The 16,282-nt window shown below is 71.1% G+C and carries 15 protein-coding genes and 2 pseudogenes; 9 read left to right on the top strand and 8 right to left on the bottom strand.

Annotated elements, in window-relative coordinates:
* Positions 1-4 precede the first annotated feature (4 nt).
* From ACFYZ8_RS32215 to ACFYZ8_RS32200, 4 genes are all read right to left on the bottom strand, one after another.
* Entirely contained in the window at positions 5-463 is a 459-nt protein-coding gene (locus tag ACFYZ8_RS32215; RefSeq protein ID WP_388539094.1) for a DUF6879 family protein, read from the bottom strand.
* A gap of 43 nt (positions 464-506) precedes the next feature.
* Positions 507-734: a hypothetical protein gene (locus ACFYZ8_RS32210; protein WP_359033333.1), complete on the bottom strand. Its 228-nt coding sequence runs from the start codon at positions 732-734 to the stop codon at positions 507-509.
* Between the two features lie 110 nt (positions 735-844).
* Positions 845-1,027: a DUF397 domain-containing protein gene (locus tag ACFYZ8_RS32205; RefSeq protein ID WP_359033335.1), complete on the bottom strand. Its 183-nt coding sequence runs from the start codon at positions 1,025-1,027 to the stop codon at positions 845-847.
* Positions 1,028-1,037: 10 nt separating this feature from the next.
* Positions 1,038-1,889 (bottom strand): helix-turn-helix transcriptional regulator, encoded by an 852-nt coding sequence (locus ACFYZ8_RS32200; protein ID WP_359033337.1) that lies wholly within the window; start codon positions 1,887-1,889, stop codon positions 1,038-1,040.
* Positions 1,890-2,123: 234 nt separating this feature from the next.
* Here ACFYZ8_RS32200 and ACFYZ8_RS32195 point away from each other — a divergent pair, with 234 nt between their 5' ends.
* Complete coding sequence (locus tag ACFYZ8_RS32195) at positions 2,124-2,558, top strand: ATP-binding protein (RefSeq protein ID WP_359033339.1); 435 nt, start codon at positions 2,124-2,126, stop codon at positions 2,556-2,558.
* Positions 2,559-2,616: 58 nt separating this feature from the next.
* On the opposite strand, the gene ACFYZ8_RS32190 is transcribed toward ACFYZ8_RS32195, so the two are convergent.
* Positions 2,617-5,436, bottom strand: coding sequence for a hypothetical protein (locus ACFYZ8_RS32190; RefSeq protein ID WP_388538832.1), 2,820 nt, complete (start codon positions 5,434-5,436; stop codon positions 2,617-2,619).
* Between the two features lie 315 nt (positions 5,437-5,751).
* Here ACFYZ8_RS32190 and ACFYZ8_RS32185 point away from each other — a divergent pair, with 315 nt between their 5' ends.
* Positions 5,752-6,252 (top strand): signal peptide protein, encoded by a 501-nt coding sequence (locus ACFYZ8_RS32185; protein ID WP_388538830.1) that lies wholly within the window; start codon positions 5,752-5,754, stop codon positions 6,250-6,252.
* A gap of 52 nt (positions 6,253-6,304) precedes the next feature.
* Here the strand turns inward: ACFYZ8_RS32185 and ACFYZ8_RS32180 are convergent, their stop codons facing one another.
* Complete coding sequence (locus ACFYZ8_RS32180) at positions 6,305-7,918, bottom strand: alpha/beta hydrolase (RefSeq protein WP_388538829.1); 1,614 nt, start codon at positions 7,916-7,918, stop codon at positions 6,305-6,307.
* A gap of 239 nt (positions 7,919-8,157) precedes the next feature.
* Here ACFYZ8_RS32180 and ACFYZ8_RS32175 point away from each other — a divergent pair.
* The 4 genes and pseudogenes from ACFYZ8_RS32175 to ACFYZ8_RS32160 form a co-directional block, all read left to right on the top strand.
* Positions 8,158-8,586: pseudogene (locus ACFYZ8_RS32175) on the top strand (MMPL family transporter); the annotation flags it as partial.
* A 2-nt stretch (positions 8,587-8,588) separates the two neighbouring features.
* Positions 8,589-9,509 (top strand): annotated as a pseudogene (locus ACFYZ8_RS32170) (sensor histidine kinase); the annotation flags it as partial.
* 91 nt (positions 9,510-9,600) lie between these two features.
* Positions 9,601-10,404 (top strand): inositol monophosphatase family protein, encoded by an 804-nt coding sequence (locus ACFYZ8_RS32165; protein WP_388538828.1) that lies wholly within the window; start codon positions 9,601-9,603, stop codon positions 10,402-10,404.
* Positions 10,405-10,522: 118 nt separating this feature from the next.
* Positions 10,523-11,053: a TerD family protein gene (locus tag ACFYZ8_RS32160; RefSeq protein WP_359033349.1), complete on the top strand. Its 531-nt coding sequence runs from the start codon at positions 10,523-10,525 to the stop codon at positions 11,051-11,053.
* 39 nt (positions 11,054-11,092) lie between these two features.
* Here the strand turns inward: ACFYZ8_RS32160 and ACFYZ8_RS32155 are convergent, their stop codons facing one another.
* Positions 11,093-12,427, bottom strand: coding sequence for a hypothetical protein (locus ACFYZ8_RS32155; protein WP_388538826.1), 1,335 nt, complete (start codon positions 12,425-12,427; stop codon positions 11,093-11,095).
* 241 nt (positions 12,428-12,668) lie between these two features.
* On the opposite strand from ACFYZ8_RS32155, the gene ACFYZ8_RS32150 reads away from it, so the two are divergent.
* From ACFYZ8_RS32150 to ACFYZ8_RS32140, 3 genes are all read left to right on the top strand, one after another.
* Positions 12,669-12,890, top strand: a complete 222-nt coding sequence (locus ACFYZ8_RS32150; protein WP_007383474.1) for a hypothetical protein — start codon at positions 12,669-12,671, stop codon at positions 12,888-12,890.
* Between the two features lie 251 nt (positions 12,891-13,141).
* Positions 13,142-13,330, top strand: a complete 189-nt coding sequence (locus ACFYZ8_RS32145; RefSeq protein WP_389050165.1) for a hypothetical protein — start codon at positions 13,142-13,144, stop codon at positions 13,328-13,330.
* A gap of 135 nt (positions 13,331-13,465) precedes the next feature.
* The gene (locus ACFYZ8_RS32140; protein WP_388538822.1) at positions 13,466-14,704 is read left to right on the top strand and encodes an acyltransferase family protein; all 1,239 of its coding nucleotides are present in this window, start codon (positions 13,466-13,468) and stop codon (positions 14,702-14,704) included.
* Positions 14,705-15,190: 486 nt separating this feature from the next.
* On the opposite strand, the gene ACFYZ8_RS32135 is transcribed toward ACFYZ8_RS32140, so the two are convergent.
* Positions 15,191-16,282: a DUF3533 domain-containing protein gene (locus ACFYZ8_RS32135; RefSeq protein ID WP_388538820.1), complete on the bottom strand. Its 1,092-nt coding sequence runs from the start codon at positions 16,280-16,282 to the stop codon at positions 15,191-15,193.

Here is a 16,282-nt window from a genome sequence, read left to right as displayed (position 1 = left end):
TGGATCAGGCGGGCCGATAGTCCGAGTGGGGCACCGCCAGTGCCCAGACGGCTTCGAACGCATCCGCGCACAGCTTCACGACAGCCGGATCTTCCGTGAACTCCTCGTCCTCCGGAGCGAGTTCGCCCTCACCGGTGAAGTGGTGGAAGACGACCGAGCTGTCGTCGAAGAGCCAGAAGTCGTTACCGGGCAGAGCCAGCCCCGACGCGCGTCGGCGGGGCAACCAGCGCACATGCTCACCTACGTGCACGTTGGGGTCGGTCAGGTGGTGTTCGAAGCGGATGTAGTCCGACACGGGCTCCGACACGATCCTGGCTCTGTGTACTTCGACCCCCTGGGCCACGACGTCGGCGATCAGCCGTAGCCACGGCCGACGCTCGGGGTCGCGGTCGGCGGGGTCGTCACGGACACCGTTCTGCCAGGCGATGAACCTGGGGTCCGAGCTCATGTACGCGTCACGCATCTCCAGGTGGACGGCGCGGCGGGTGCAGCTCCGTAGCCGGTCCTCAAGAGTCGGCGCCGACACCGTCGTTCACCTCCGGGAAGAACCGCACCATGCGCTTCGGGATCTCGACCACGTCCTCGTGGCCGGGAAGGCCCAACTGCGCACGCCGGGCTTCGTCGACCACCTTCCAGCCCTGCACCAGGTAGGTGTCCTTCTCGTCGTCGAGGTAGATGGTGGGCGACTTGCCGTCCGGGCTGTCGGGGTCCTGGCCAAGCTTGATCAGAGCCATCGCTGCCTTCCTGGTCGTTGCGCATCCGTGCTCGAGCTTGTGCCCAACGCCAGGGCAGAGGCGAGGAACTTGCGAGAACTTGCACGCGGATGCACGCCTGGTGCCTGCGCTCAGCGCCCCACGTGTGCCGCGTACGAGACGAATTCCGCCCAGGCGGTGGGCCGGAGAGCGAGGTGGGGACCGGCAAGGTTCTTGGAGTCGCGGATGTGGATCGCGGTCGGAGTGGGGGCTATCTCGACGCAGGCGGAGCCTTGTTCGCTGTACGTCGACTTCTGCCAGGTCAGTTCGGTCACGGCTCTTCCCTCAGATGTCGTGGGCGATGCGATGGACGAGGTCGAGTGAGAGGGCGGGGGCCAGGCTGACGGCCTCCATGCGGTCCAGGACGTGACGGTACATCTCCAATCGTCCTGTCGCATGGACGAGTTCGCTCCCGTGTGCGGTGTCCACCTCGACGGTGTCGAGTGCGGGGACCAGGCCGTGGAAGTAGTCGACGGCGTGACCTGTGGTGGGGAACGCGGTGCCGTCGAAGGGGATCACGCGAAAGGTGACCTGCGGTAGTTCGCTCATCTTGGTCAGGTGCTCCAGTTGGGCCCTGGCCACTTCACGGCCGCCGAACTGCATGCGCAGGGCGGCCTCGTGGACGATCGCCGTGTACGGCGGAGGCTGATCGCGGTAGAGAAGGGCTTGCCGCTTGATGCGGTGGGAGATGCGGTGCTCGATCTCGTGCGGGCGCAGAGCCGGAATCGCTGCGCGGAAGAGTGCACGGGCGTGTTCCGGGGTCTGGAGCAGGCCGGGGATGTTGATGACCTGAGCCACGCGCAGCGCCGTAGCGTGGTGCTCCAACTCGGCCAGGTCGAGGAGACGGGGCGGCAAGGTGTCTCGGTACTCCTCCCACCAGCCACGCGTACGGTCGGCGGCCATGGTGGCGAGGGCATCGACGAGAGGCTGGTCCGTGCAGCCGTAGATGTGGGCGAGGGTGTGGACGCGGTCTGCGCTGATGCCGAAGCGGTTGGCCTCGATGTTGCTGATCTGACCCACGGTCGTGCCCAGCGACCGGGCAGCCTGGGCGGCGGTCATCCCAGAGCCTTCCCGCAACCGCCGCAGTTCCGCGCCGATGCGGGCACGACGTGCCGTGAGGGCGGGCCTCGGTGCCATGTCCTCGCTCCGTTCCGTACACCTGACGTATGGGTCACCCACACGAGGGGCATATCTGAACGTTTTGCTCGATTCTGCAAAACCTTCAGTACGCCCAGTCTATGGTGGAACCCAAGCCGCTCAACCCCCCGGCAGTAAGCCGGAAGCGCACCGCGCCCGCTGATGCCGCGCGGCACTGCCACCGCCCGACCGGATCGCTGAGCACGCCAAGTCCCCTCGCCGTAGGAGCCGTTCATGGTCACCGTAGCCCCGTACGACACCTGGGTGTACGCCCTCCGCCTGCCCCATGACCCCCGCGCGGCACGTGTCGCACGTATGACCGTACGAGCCGTGCTCGACAGTCATCGCCGACCAGAACTCCTCGACACCGTCGAGCTCTTGACCTCTGAACTGGTCACCAACACCTACCGGCACACCCGCGGCCCCGCCTCCCTCCGCCTGACCGCCCTCGCGGACGGACGCCTGCGCGTCGGCGTGTGGGACAGCCACCCCCACGTTCCCGCCCTCTTCGGCGCACTGCCCTCGGAGCACGTCCCGCCGGACTCCGCCGACGGGCGCGGCCTGCACCTCGTACGGGAGTACGCGGACCGCTGGGGTGCCTGGTCCCTCGCGGACGGTCCGCTCGACCGCCGTGCCGGGAAGCTGCTCTGGTTCGAGACGTCCGGGTGACCGGCCACGATGGTGCCGCAGGTACCGCCTGCGGCCCATCGTGGCCGGCCCCGGTGTGTTACTTCTGCTGGGGCACGAACGCCAACGCGTCCCAAGCGATCGACGCGTCCCCCGTACCGTCCGCCGTCGCCGAGCCCAGCGACACACTCGGCGTGCCCTTGAACTCGTACGACCCCAGGGACACCCAGGCGTTCTTCCCACCCGTGTCCTGCGAGATCGTCTTCTCGACCACCGTCCCGTCACCGAGGTCGATGCGGTACTTCGCCGACGGCGTGTTCGCCTCGTGGTCGGGCAGGTGCACCAGCACCTCCGCCGACCCGAGCACCTTCCGGTCCGGCGTCCAGGTGCCCGTGACCACCGAGTCGGTGTACGACGGCACCCGGGTGTGGGTGAGCCAGAAGTGCCCGCCGAAGCCGGCCCCCAGCTGGTGGAAGTCGATCTTCGAGGGGTAGACCGTCGCACCGTTCTGCTGTGCCGAGCCGAAGGTGAACGTCAGCGTGCCCCGGCTGATCCAATTGCGCTCACCCGCGCAGGGGTTGGCGGAACCCACCCGGAACTTCACCGTGTTCGGCACGTCGTCCACGATCAGGGCGTTCGCCGGGAGCGTGGAGGCGCAGGCCGCCGGATGCGGGGCGGCGACCTTCGGCTCGGGGTCGGTCACGGCGTACTTCAGTACCTCCGTGCCACAGGTGGCCGTGCAGTCGGTCCAGCTCACCGGCTGGTTCCACCAGCACTTGAAGTCGTCCCGCTGACACGGCCCCTCGGGCTGGCTGGACCCCTCGACCTTGTGCGGCTTGCTGATGTCGCAGTCGTTGACGGTGGGCTCGCAGAACACGTCGTGCGCGGGCTCGGCGGCCGGCGCGCCCGCGGGCCAGTCGCCGACGGTGAACGCCCTCACCGTCGCCCCGGTCGCCGGGTCCGTCTTCTGCTGGGAGTAGGCCGCCCAGCCGAGCACCCGCTCCGGGTACGTCCACAGGTTGGGGTTGCGGGCGTCGTCGTAGCCGGAGGAGAGGAACATCTTCCGGTCGGCCGGGTAGAGGCCGTTGGCCGGGTTGTTGAACCAGCCCAGACCCCACGGGGCGCTCGCGTCGGTGGAACTGGGCAGGTTGAAGCCGCTGTTGTAGGCCCACAGCGCGAGCCACCAGTTCTCCAGGTACTTCGGGTCGCCGCCGTTGACGAGCAGGCCCTTGTCGTACAGCTGGTTCCACTGGCCCTGGAGGTTCTCCAGACCTGCGGCGATGTTGGCCGCGTAGTCCACGGCGATCGCCTGCTGCTGCTCGGCGGTGTATTTGGTGGCCGACCCGGCCATGCCGTCGGTCACCTGGGCGATGCCGTAACCGCAGTCGGCGGCCGACCAGTTGACGGTGTGGACGCTGCCGGCGTTGCCGTAGTAGCCACCCTGCGTGAAGTTGCCGCTCTCGCCCGCGGCCGCCCGGGAGCTCGCCTGGAGCAGGTTGGACTCCTGGGAGAGCACCCCGAGCATGATCTGCGCGGGCACCCGGCCGCCGCCCTTGAGCGCGGTGGAGGGGAACAGGCCCTGCGGGGTGTACGACGGGAGTTCGCTGCCGTTCCAGCCGCTGCGCCGGCGCACGTCCAGCTTGCCCTGCACGGCGAGGTCCGTCGCCCACTCGACCTGCGCGGCCGAGGGCTGGAGCGACTGGAGCTTCGGGTCGTTGCGGGTGACGGCGCAGGCGCGGTCGGGGTCGGTGGTGGAGGTCGAGGGGTCGTCGTCGGCCGGCGTGACGCTGTCCGTGTGCACACCGTCGGACAGCGCCGGGGACTGCTCGGCGCCCTGCGACTTCCGCGAGATCTTCGGCTTCACCGTGAAGTCGACGGTGCTGTCGCTGCCGGGCAGCACCGCGCCGATCCCGACGGGCTGAGCGATGTCCGGCGCGGCCTTCCTGCCACCGGCCGCCTCGGCGCCGTTCCCGACGGAGGTCAGCGCGAGGCCGCCGGTGGTGGACACCTCGGCGGCGGCGGGCACGTCCAGCGTCCGCCAGCTCTTCGGCGGGTTCTTCACGGCGTCCTCGGCGTCCGTGCCGGTCACGAAGACCCGGCCACCGTTCCCGCGCACCGCGAGGGCGCCGAGCGCGCCGGTGCCGAGGAGCCGGTCGGAGCCCGTGGAGGTGACCCGGCGGACCTGCACCTTCTTCCCGGCCGGGACCTGGTAGGCGAGCCCGCTGTGCGCGTCCGGCACCAGCCGGAAGGGCGTGCCGCCGGTCCTGGCCAGGGTGCTGGTGGCGCCCTTGGCGTCCACCGAGACCACCGAGTCGCCCAGGGCTGCCGCGATCCTGTCGCCGAAGGGCACGGCGGAGGTGAGCTGACCGGCGACGGTCTGCTGCCGGACCAGTTGCCCCTTTCGGGCGTCGACGGTGAGCAGTTGGGTGCCGGAGCCCTGCGGCCGGGTCAGGACGGCCTGTTCGCCGTCGCCGCAGCCGGGGTTGAAGTAGGCGAGGGAGACCAGCTCGGGCAGCTTGGTGACGGTGCCGTCCGCCAGGTCGACCACGGCCGCGAACGCGCCCTGCTGGAAGCCCTGTTGGTCGTTGACGGCCTGCCGGGGCGCATAGACCACGACGGCCCGGTCGCCGGACCCGGTGACACAGGTCTGGCCGATCCACTGGTCGGTGTCGATGCCCGGCTCGGACAGAGTGGCCGCGGTGTGCCACTTGTAGGCGTCGGCCGCGTCGGCGACCAGGACGTGCAGTCCGGTGCCGTCACCGTCGTAGGTGACGATCCGGTCGCCGGACTTCTGCCAGCCGGAAGGGAGTTGGGAGGTGTCGGTGACGTGGTCCGCCTTCGGGGCGGGCGTCGGGTCGGCGGGGTCGGTCAGGGCCGCCGAGGCCAGCGGGGCGATGAGGGCCAGCGAGAGCACGGACATCGCGCCGGCCGCGGCTATCCGGCCCCGCCGGCTTTTCGGTACGCGCCAGCGGTGTCTTCCGCCGGGGCTTTCACGGAAAGTACGCAAGGAATTCCGTCCGGTCATTCAGAGAAACGGGTGGGGGGTACCGGCTCTACGCTCCCCCAGGCCGGTGACGCGGAAGTTATCAGTCCGCTATGGCCGTATTGGGTGTCGTGGGTGATCTACCGGGCGGTATTCACGAAATATCCACGAGAATCTACCAACGAATTTCCTTCGGCCGGGGTCTCCTTTGACGAAATCCCCCACAAACCACAAGGAACAGCGAACGTGTTGATGAACAGCACTCGTCTCAAGGTGGCTTTCGTCGCCGCGGCCATGACCCTCGCCGGTCTGGCGGCGGCGGGCCCGGCGGTCGCCGCGCCCGCCTCCACGACCACGACGGCGGCCGTCCGGGCCGAACAGCCCGCCGCACCGATCGATTTCGTGGACCTGCCCACCAGCGCCCTCGTGGCCGACGGCCGGCAGCACCAGGTCACCGTCACCTATCGCAACGACAGCTCCGCGGACCGGACCGTCGCCCCGCAGCTCCTGCTGGAGTCGCCGGACGCCGGTCCCTTCCTCGCGCCGTCGGACGTCGTGGTCGAGCAGCGCACCGCGCACGGCTGCTGGCGGACGGTCGGGACCGCGAGCCGGACCGGCACGCTCTTCACCGATCTGACGGGCGCCCAGCGCACCCTGCACGCGGGCGGGACCCTCACCCAGGTCTACCGGATCACGGTCACCGACCCTGCGGCCCAGGGGACCGTGCTCCCGAGGATCGCGCTCTACAACTAGGCACACGCGGGGGCCCGGGTCTCGCCTGAGACCCGGGCCCCCGGTCATGCGGTCAGCGCAGCGAGCCGATGCGGTCGACCCGCTCGTTCACGCCGTTGCGGAGTTCCGTCAGCGTCGTGCCGGGCGGGGCCACCGTCGGGGTGGACGACGGCGGCTGGGTCTCGTCCGCGCAACTCGCGCCGCGGGCCGGGACCTTCAGATCCACCAGGTAGTTCGTGATCGCGTCCGTCGCGCACGCACTGCGGTTGAAGGCGGTGTGCCCCTCCGCCTCGAAGGTGAGCAGCCGGCCGTTGTCGAGCTCACGGGAGAGCGCCACGGCGTCCTGGTACGGGGTGTCCGGGTCACCGGTGTTGCCGATGACGAGGATCGGCGCGGAGCCCTTCGCACGGAAATTCCCGGCGTAGCGGCTGGTGTGCTCGCCCTTCCACTGGACGCACGCGGTGGCGTGCTGGTGGTCGTAGGTGGGCGGGCCGTAGGCCATCGCCGGGCCCAGCAGCGGGGCCAGCCTGGCGTTGGTGGTGACCTGGCGCTTCAGCAGCGCCGCGTCGGCCGGGTACTTCTTGTCGACGCACTCGACCACGACGTTCGGGTTGAGGAAGTCGAAGCTGGCCGGGGACGGCGGCCGCAGCAGGAACGAGGTGTTGTCGCGCAGCTGCGCCTTGCGCAGAGCTTCGCCGAACGACGGCCAGATGACCTTGCCCTCGTTGATGTTGAACATCAGCCGGTAGACGAGGGTGTAGCCGTTGGCCTGGCCCCCGTTGGCCGTGGGCACCGGGTTGGCGTCCAGGTCGGCCTTCAGCTTCTCGAACGCCCCGCGCGGGTCGCCGTCGCCGAAGCCGCAGGTCGCCTGGTCGGCCTCGCACCAGTCCAGGAAGCGGCTCATCGCCCCGTCCAGGGCGAGGTACTGCGGCCGGTCGTAGGCGTAGGGCTTGTTGGTGTAGTGCTCCGGGTCGTAGGCGCCGTCGAGCGCGAGGGCGCGGACCCGCTTCGGGAACATCGCGGCGTAGACCGTACCGATGTAGGAGCCGAACGAGCGCCCGTAGTAGGTCAGTTGCTTCTCGCCGAGCGCCTGACGCAGCAGGTCGATGTCCCGGGCCACGTACTGGGTGCCGACGTACGGCAGCAGGTCGCCGGCGTTGTCCTGGCAGGCCTGGTCGAAGTCGGCGGCCTGCCGGACGGCGGGCTCGTAGGCGTCGGGGCCGGGCACGCCCTTGGCGGCGGTGACGGCCCGGGTGTAGGTCGGGTCGTCCCAGCACACGACCTGGGAGCTGCGGCCGACGCCCCGCACGTCGTAGCCGAACACGTCGAAGTCGTCGCGCAGGGCGGCCGGCAGGTCGGCGTAGTTGTTGCGGACGAAGTCCACACCGGAGTTGCCGGGGCCGCCGGGCTGCAGGAACAGGGTGCCCTTGCGGTGGGAGGCGTCGGCGGCGGGCTTGCGTATGACGGCCAGGGTGAGGGTCCTGCCCTGCGGATCGCGGTAGTCCAGGGGCACCTGGGCGTTCGCGCACTGGAAGCCGCCCTGGCAGTCCGACCAGGTCAGGGTCGGCACGGTCGGAGCCGGCACGGTCGGTGTGTCCTGCGCGGCCGCCGACACCGGGGACGCGGTCCAGGCCACGGCGAGCGCGCTCACCGCGGCTCCGGCGAGTCTGAGTCGTCTCAACTTCACTGCTTTTGTTCCCCCTTGGGCTGGTCAAGCCTCAAAGAACGGGTGGTCTCACAGAAGGAACACCGAAAAACACGCGTACCGGTTCCCGCGTGCCCGCCGTCGTCCCGGCGGCCTACCCGTGGACCGCCGTGTACTGCGTTCTGAGTACAGGGGATTGTCGGCAGGCGCACGACGACTGGGCGGCCCTCGTCCCGACAGCCTGGAGGGACCGTTCGGCACCAGATGGGGAGACCTCCGCCGTGGCTGCTTTCCTTTACCGCGTGGGCCGCCTGGCCTTCCGGCGACGCTGGTACGTCGCCCTGGTCTGGGCGGCCGTCCTGGCCGCCGTCGGGCTCGGCGCGCTGAAGGCGCCCGGCGCCGCCGACGAGGGGTTCTCGATGCCCGGCATCGAGTCCCAGAAGGCGTTCGACCTCATGGAGGAGCGCTTCCCGGGCGTCACGGCGGACGGCGCGACCGCGCGGGTGGTCTTCGTCGCGCCGCACGGTGAGAAGGTCACCGCGGCCGGCAACCGGAGGGCCGTCGAGGACACGGTGACCGACCTCGCCGACGGCTCGCAGGTCGCGTCCGCCGTGAACCCCTTCCAGGCGAAGGCGGTGAGCAAGGACGGCACGACGGCGTACGCCACCGTCACCTACAAGGTGGCCGCAGCCGACCTCACCGACGCGAGCACGTCATGGCGTCCCTGTACTGGCTGTCCGTCCTCACCGGCCGGCGCACCATCCGCGTCTACGGCCTTGCGACCACGGTGATGCTGACGCTCGCGGCGGCCGTCTCCGACTCCATGGACCACATGTCGCTGCTCCTGCGGACCATCGGCCCGGTCTTCTGGCTGCTCCTCCCCCTCGCCGCCGGCACCATGACCCGGCTGCGGCGCGCCTACCTCGCGGCCACCCAGGCCCGCGCCGAGCACGCCGAGCGCACCCGGGAGGAGGAGGCCCGGCTCCGGGTCACCGAGGAGCGCATGCGGATCGCCCGGGAGCTGCATGACGTCGTGGCCCACCACCTGGCCCTCGCGAACGCCCAGGCCGGCACCGCCGAACACCTCGCGCTCGCCAACCCGCGGCAGACCCAGCAGATCTTGCACGACCTCACCGGCACCACGTCCTCCGCACTGCGCGAACTGAAGGCCACGCTGGGCCTGCTGCGGCAGACCGACGACGAGGGCGCCCCGCTGGAACCCGCCCCGGGTCTCGCCCGGCTGCCCGAACTGGTCTCCTCGTGCGCCTCCGCCGGGATCACGGTCACCGTCACCACGGAGGGAGAGCCGCAGCCCCTCTCCCCGGGCGTGGACCTGACCGCGTTCCGGATCGTGCAGGAGGCGCTCACCAACGTCACCAAGCACGCCGCCACCCAGACCGCGCACGTCCGCTTCGTCTACGCCGGCCCCCGCCTCCTCATCACCGTCACCGACGAGGGCCCGCCCGCCCCGGCCGCCCCCGAGTCCGCGAAGGGGTTCGGCGTGATGGGCATGCGCGAGCGCGCCCACTCCATCGGCGGGGAACTGCGGGCGGGACACCGCCCGGAGGGCGGCTTCGAGGTGAGCACGGCCCTGCCGCTCCAGCCTTCGGTGAGCGGGCAGGACACGGTGTGAGGTGCTGGGGGTGCCGGCCGTAGGACAGGGGCCATCCGGGGTTCACCGGGAGGTTGCCGGCCGCCGGGCCCGTGCCCGTACTGTGGCCGGCATGGCTGACGTGGCTGACGTGGACCTCGACCGGGCGCTGGAGGTCGCGAAGGACCTCGCGGCCTGGGCGTCGAAGACGATCCGGCGCCCGCGCGACCCGGGTGCCGAGGTGCGGGAGAAGGACGGCCCCGCGGACATCGTGACCGCCACCGACGAGGCGGTGGAGACCCACACCCGCGAGGTGCTCGGGCGGGCCTTCCCCGACCACGGGATCGTCGGCGAGGAGTACGGCACGACGGAGGGCTCCGCCGGCGCCCCGCACTGGGTGATCGACCCGGTCGACGGCACCACCAACTACGCCCACGGACTGGGCTGGTGCTCCTTCTCGCTGGGCCTGGCCGCCCCCGACGGCAGCCCGCTGCTCGGTGTGGTGGCGGACCCGTGGCGCGACGAGACCTTCACCGCGGTCCGGGGCCGCGGCGCCTACCTGAACGGCGTCCGCACGCACGCGGCCGCCCACACCACCCTCACCGGCCATGTCTTCCTCACCGAGTGGGCCGCGCACGCCCACTGGCCCGGCATGGACGCCCTCCTCGCCGAACTCGCCGACCGGCACTGCACGGTGCGCCTGATGGGATCGACGGCGCTCTCCCTCGCGCAGGTCGCGGCCGGCCGGGCGACCGCGGCGGCGATCGGCGGCTTCCACGCGGTCGACGGACTCCCCGCGCTGCTCATCGCGCGGGAGGCGGGAGCGGTCGCCCTGCCCGAACTGCCCTCCCACAACCAGCCGTTGCTGCTGGTGGCGCCGGGCGCCGCCGAGGAGACGGCCGACCTCTGGCGCAGGTCGGGGGCCGAGGCCGGCTGACGGCCCCCGACCGGATCTGACCAGGAGATGACCGTCAGTGAGGCATCAAGAGGCCGACAGGAGCACATACTTCAGCAAGCGGGAGGGTCCCGGGGGAGCTTGGACGGGGAGCGGCTTGATGCATGCCGACGGCGCGGGTCTTGGCAAGGTGCAGGTGCGGCTCAGGTGGGACCCGAGCCCCTTCGGGGAACCGGCCCGGCACCTCGACATCGTCGCCGCGACCTACGCCGCGGGCGACCCGTACGGGCGGCCGGAGTACGTCGTGCACACCGAGAGCCGCTCGCCGGACGGCACCATCACCATGACCCGGCACAGCGAGACCGGTCTCGGCCTCGGGTTCGTCGAGGTGATGGAGCTGGAGTTCGAGCGCCTGTCCTCCGCCTACGGGCGGGTGGTGGTCGGCGTCGCCATCCACCAGGACGGCGGCCCGCGCACCTTCGGCGACCTCACCCACGCCGGGGTGCTCGTCGTCGAGGACTACCGCAGGCTGCTGGCCGACGACTTCGCGGGCGTCGCGGACGCCACGGCCGCGACGATCGCGGAGTTCACCCGGGACCCGTCCGGCGCCTGGCACATCAGGGAGCTGATCCGGGGCTTCGACAGCAACCCCACGGGTTTCATGGCGGAGATGGGCAGCATACGGGGCTGAGGGGGCCGGCCCGCGGCACCCTCAGCCCCGTCACCGCCGTCAGTCGGCCGGGTTGACGACGACCTTGGCCGTGTTGTTCTTCGTGTCCGGGTCGAAGGCGAAGGCCGCGCTGCCGTCGTAGGGACGGACGACGACCCGGCCCGTGGCGCCGGGGATCACCTGGTCGACGCGCAGCCGGAACGGGAAGCCGGCCTTCAGGTCGGGCCTGGTCCAGGTCGGCAGGGTGCACACGTAGTGCGGGACGGCCGGGTCGCCGGCGGAGGGCGCGCCGGTCCGGCAGGTGCTGGGCACGGACGTGGCGGTGGTGCCCGGCGGGAGGTAGTAGTCGATCGCGGGGACCGGGTCACCCGAGGCGACGTCGGCGACCCAGGCGGGACCGCGGTTGACGAAGCGGAAACCGGCGGCGACGGTCTCGCCCTGCGCGCCGCTCACCTCGGTGCCGTGCACGGCGAAGTCGGCGGTGTTGTCGGCGTCGATGTGCACGGCGCGGCCGTTGTCCGAGCTGTCGAGGTCGGTGACGCCGTCCGCGGGCTCGACCTCGTAGTCGAACCGCTCGTGCAGCGCGTGGTCGGTGACGGCGAGCCGCAGCGGCTCGGGCAGCTCCACGGCGGCGCCGGGTGCCACGTCGGTGTCGAAGGCGCAGGTCACATGTGTCATCGCCGGGTACTGGGCGTCGGCGTCGTCCGGGTCGGTGTAGGCGCACTGCGGGTAGCGGGTGCTGACGCCGAGGCCGTACGTCGCCCACATCTGCACGGTGAAGCCGTGGGCGGTCTCGTTGCCGGTGTTGGTGACGGAGAACGGCACCGTGAGGCCGGTGCCGGGCGTGACGCCGGTGAGGTCCTGCGGGGCGGTGACGCCGAGGTCGGGACCGGAGCCGACGGTCACGAAGGTCTCCGCGGAGTACTCCGGGGCGGTCAGCGTGCCGTCCGGGCCGCCGGTGGCGGTCGCGGAGTACTCGATCGCGCCCTGCGCGCCCACGGCGGCACCGGGCAGGGCCCGCACCTTCAGCTGTACCTGCGGGCTGTAGCGGACCGGCACGTCACCGGTGTCGCAGACGGCGACCGTGCCGGCCTCGTCCGGCGTGCAGGTGTCGGGCCAGGCGATCTCGGCGACCCCGGCGAGCCCGGAGGCGTCGACGGTCAGCCGCCCGTCGGTCACGGTGAAGTCGCTGTTGTAGTGCTGAAGCCCCAGCGCCATCGACCGGTACTGCGCCGCACCGCCGTCACCGGGCGCCACGACGACCGCCTGCTCGTACGGCGCCTGTATCTCCAGCCCGTCGCTCGGCGCCGCGTCGTCGGCGTACGCGACCCCGCTCCCGAGCCCGGCGAGGACCAGGGCCCCCGCAACCACACGCCCGACGGAAACAGAACTCATCGACATCCCCCACATGGGACAGAAGGATCCCGGCGCAGTGATCCCGGCCGGGCGCGAGTTGGACGCCGCCACGGAGGCGAAAGTTGCGCGTGGCCAGGGAGTTCTTACCCACTTCTTGATCAGTGGGGGAGGCGGGGAGGGGCGCGCGGCGAGGCGCTGCGCCGCACCCGCCCGTTGCGTGTTCGTATCGGTCCTGGACGGACGGCGCGGGCCGGGCGGCCGTAGGCGCATACTGAGGAGGATGACAAAGCCTGCTGCACAGAAGCGTCACTTGCCCACCAGCCCCTTCAAGGCGCCGGTCGCACCCGCACCCAAGCACTTCGCCGTGGGTGACCAGGTCACACACGACATGTACGGTCTCGGCCGGGTGATCGGCGTCGAGGACGGAATCGCGGTGCTCGTCGATTTCGGCTCGTCGCAGATGCGGATCCTGAGTCCGTACTCGAAGATGACCAAGCTGTAGGAGAAAGGACTCCCTCTCATCGATCTGACCTCGCTGTTCTCCGCCCCCGAAGGGCAGCCCCAGCGCACCTCGGCGGTCCTGCCGCCCCCCACCACGAACCCCTTCCAGGCCCCGGACTTCGGGGACGACGAGGACGAGACCTTCCCGCGGCCGGAAGCGGCCTAGCCCGCCTCACCGCGCGGTGGGGTCGGTCAGTGCTGCCCGATGAGTTCCTTTCCGTGGTCGTCGCCGTTCGGAACGCGGACCACCGAGTGGACCTGCTTCCGGATCGGGCCGCCCCCTGGCTCGCGCCGTACGCGCCGGCCAGGGGCCCGGACATGGACGGCCGACCGCCGTGGTCGTCCGCCGGCCGTACCTTCGCCGTGCCCGCCGCCAGCAGCGTGAACACCGTCCGCGGCAGCGGTACGCCCCAGCTCACCCACCCCGTACCCGCCCTCTGACCCCGCCCTGTGCGTGGGCTGTGGCCCGGCGGTGATTCGACACAGCCCGCACCCAGACAGGAATGCGAGCGTGGATTCCGGTTAGGCGCACCGGGATTACTCGATTCAGCGGGCAGGTGAGCAGAGATCTCTTCCATGGCGAAGACAACGGACTCGACAGGCGTTGCGGAAACGGACCGGGAAGGACAGGGCAAAGCGGACACGGCGGTCGGCGCCCACAGACCCCCGGCCCCGGGCGCACGCCGTGCGAGCCGGGGTTTTCCGTCCGCGGTCTCCCGCACCGGCCGGGTGAGCGGTCTGGACGGACTGCGCACCCTCGCGGTCGCGCTGGTCATCGTCCACCACGTGGAGCCCGAGGCGCTGCCGGGCGGCGCGGTCGCCGTGGACGTGTTCTTCACCATCAGCGGTTTCGTCATCACCCGCCTGCTGATCGCCGAGTACGTCCGCCGCGGCGGCATCTCCCTGATGTCCTTCTACCGCCGCCGCTGGCTGCGGCTCGTCCCCGCCCTGCTGGCCCTGTGCGCGGTCTGCGTGCTGCTGGCCTCGACCACGAACCTGTGGGGCTTCGACGGTTCGCTCCAGGCCGCGGGCCTGTCGGCGGCGTTCCTCACCAATGTCGTGCGGGCCATGGAGTCCGGCCCCTACTCCGACCTCACCAGCCCGCTCGCGCACACCTGGTCGCTCGGCGTGGAGGAGCAGTTCTACCTGCTCTGGCCCCTGGTGCTGCTGGTTCTCCTACGACGGTTCCGGGCCCGTACGGTCCTGCTGTGCACCGCGGCCCTGTGCGTGCTGCCTCTCCTGTGGCGCTGCGTCCTGTGGAACCCGGAAGCCGCCCACCGCATCTACAACGGCACCGACACCCGCGCCGACCAACTGCTCGCCGGCGCCCTGGTCGCCGTAGCCCTGGCCCGTCTGCGCGCCGACGACCCGCGCCTCGCCCTCCTGCGCACCTGGTCCACCCGCCTCGCCTGGCCGGCCCTGGCCCTGCTGGGCCTCGTCGCCTGGCAGGTCCCGGTCACCGAGGACCTCGGCCCGTGGACCGCGACCTGGTACACGATCGGCTTCCTCGCGGTGGCCGCCCTCTCCGCCACCCTGGTCACGGCCCTCGAACTCCACCCCGGAACCACCCTGTCCCGACTCCTGGCCCTGGCTCCCCTCGCCTGGGTGGGCCGCAACCTCAGCTACGGCATCTACCTCTGGCACTACCCGGTCGTACGCCTCCTCGCGTCCCTCGGCGTACAGGAGGGCCGACTGGCCGCGACGGTCGTCCTGACCCTGCTGATGGCACTGCTGTCGTACTACGCCGTCGAGAGGCCGTTCCTGCGAAGGGCCCATACACCGAGGCCGCCACAGCCGGCGCCGGCTGTGGCGTAGGGGAGCCGCCGCCGGTCACATCACCGAGGGCTCGCAAGGGGAGGAGTCAGCCGCAACCAGTCGGTGAGCCACTGCGCGAGTGATCGGCCGATCGGTGCGGGGGCGTGCCGGATGCAGCACAGGTTGGGGTCCCAGTCCCACATGCCGCAGCCGCGGTCCATGAGAGGGACGATTCCCGGCTGGAGGACGTCGTCGGGGCCGGTGAATCCGCCGTAGGCAGGGACACCGCCGCCCACCTCCCGAACCCACCGTTGGCGACTTCGAGATACATCCGCTTCAACAGCTCGGGCATCGGATACCCGACCAGCCGCTCGACGGCGACGACGTCCTCCAAAGACGCCTCCGGGACGCGGGCGAGGATCATTCGCCTCGTGGACGAGGTGCGAGACAGTCCGAACTCGTCAACCGACGGAGAGAGCTCGGACGGCCGGCGCCCCGCACGGGGACCGGGCACACACGGCCCCGTGCGGAACGCCGTACCCCCCGTCAGACAGCCACCGGAGCCCCCGCCCCCGCGTCAGCCCTCCGTCCCTCCCGCCACCAGGACGCCCCCCAGGCCAGCACCGCCCCGCCCACCGCGTACGCCCCCAGGACCCACAGCGCCGAACCTGTCGCGTGGCCGGAGAAGTACACCGTGTTGCGGACCAGGGTCGTTCCCGCGCCCGGCGGCAGGGCCTGGCCGATCGCGCTCCAGAAGGCGGGGAGGAGGGGGGCAGGGTAGACGCCGCCGGAGCTCGGGTTGCCGAGGACCACGAAGAGGAGGACGACGAGTCCCGTGCCGAGCAGGCCCAGCAGGGTCTGCAACGCGAGCGCCGTCGCCGCCGAGGCCATGACCGTCAGGGCCCCGATCGCGCTCAGAGCCCAGAAGTGGCCGCCCAGCGCGTCGAACACCGGGCCCACGATCACCGCTCCGGCCAGGCCCGAGACGACGGCGTACGGGATCAGGGCCGCGAGGCGGATCAGGGTGCGGGGGCGGTTCGCCGGGCGGGAGCCGGACGCCATGCCCATGATCGTCGCGGTGAGGTAGCCGCCGATCACCCAGCCCAGGACCAGGTAGAAGGACGTCATTCCGCGGCCGTCGCCGGGGTTGGGGGAGCGGATGTCCGTCACCGTGATCCGGCGCTTCTCCGATGCCTCGATCTTCTGGGCGATCTGGGTGGCCGTCTGGGAGACCGACGGGCCGCCCGCCGAGGCGACGAGCAGGGTGTCCTCGGTGCCCTGCGGGTCGAAGAGGAAGGCCGCGTCCGTGCGGCGGGTCATGACCCAGTCGCGGGCAACAGCCTGATTTGAGGCCGCTGTTGCCTTCACCGGCTCGCCGGCCAGCGCGTTCAGCTGAGCGACGATCTTCGCGGAGGCCTGCTGGGGTGCCACCACCGCCACCGGGATCCGGTGCGGGGTGGGGGAGTGGAAGGCGCCCACGTACGAGACGATGAAGGCCAGTTGGACCAGCAGGCCGCCGAGGACCAGGCCGAAGGCCCGGAACGTCACGGCGTCCTTGAACTCCGCCGCGAAACCATGGGACTTGGGGGCCGGCTCCGTGGAGGATCCGCCGGCGGAAGGGCTGGGGGGTGCGTTCAC

This window comes from Streptomyces sp. NPDC001668, from assembly GCF_042893155.1.
Classification (GTDB): domain Bacteria; phylum Actinomycetota; class Actinomycetes; order Streptomycetales; family Streptomycetaceae; genus Streptomyces.
This window is presented reverse-complemented; position numbering and strand designations above follow the sequence as displayed.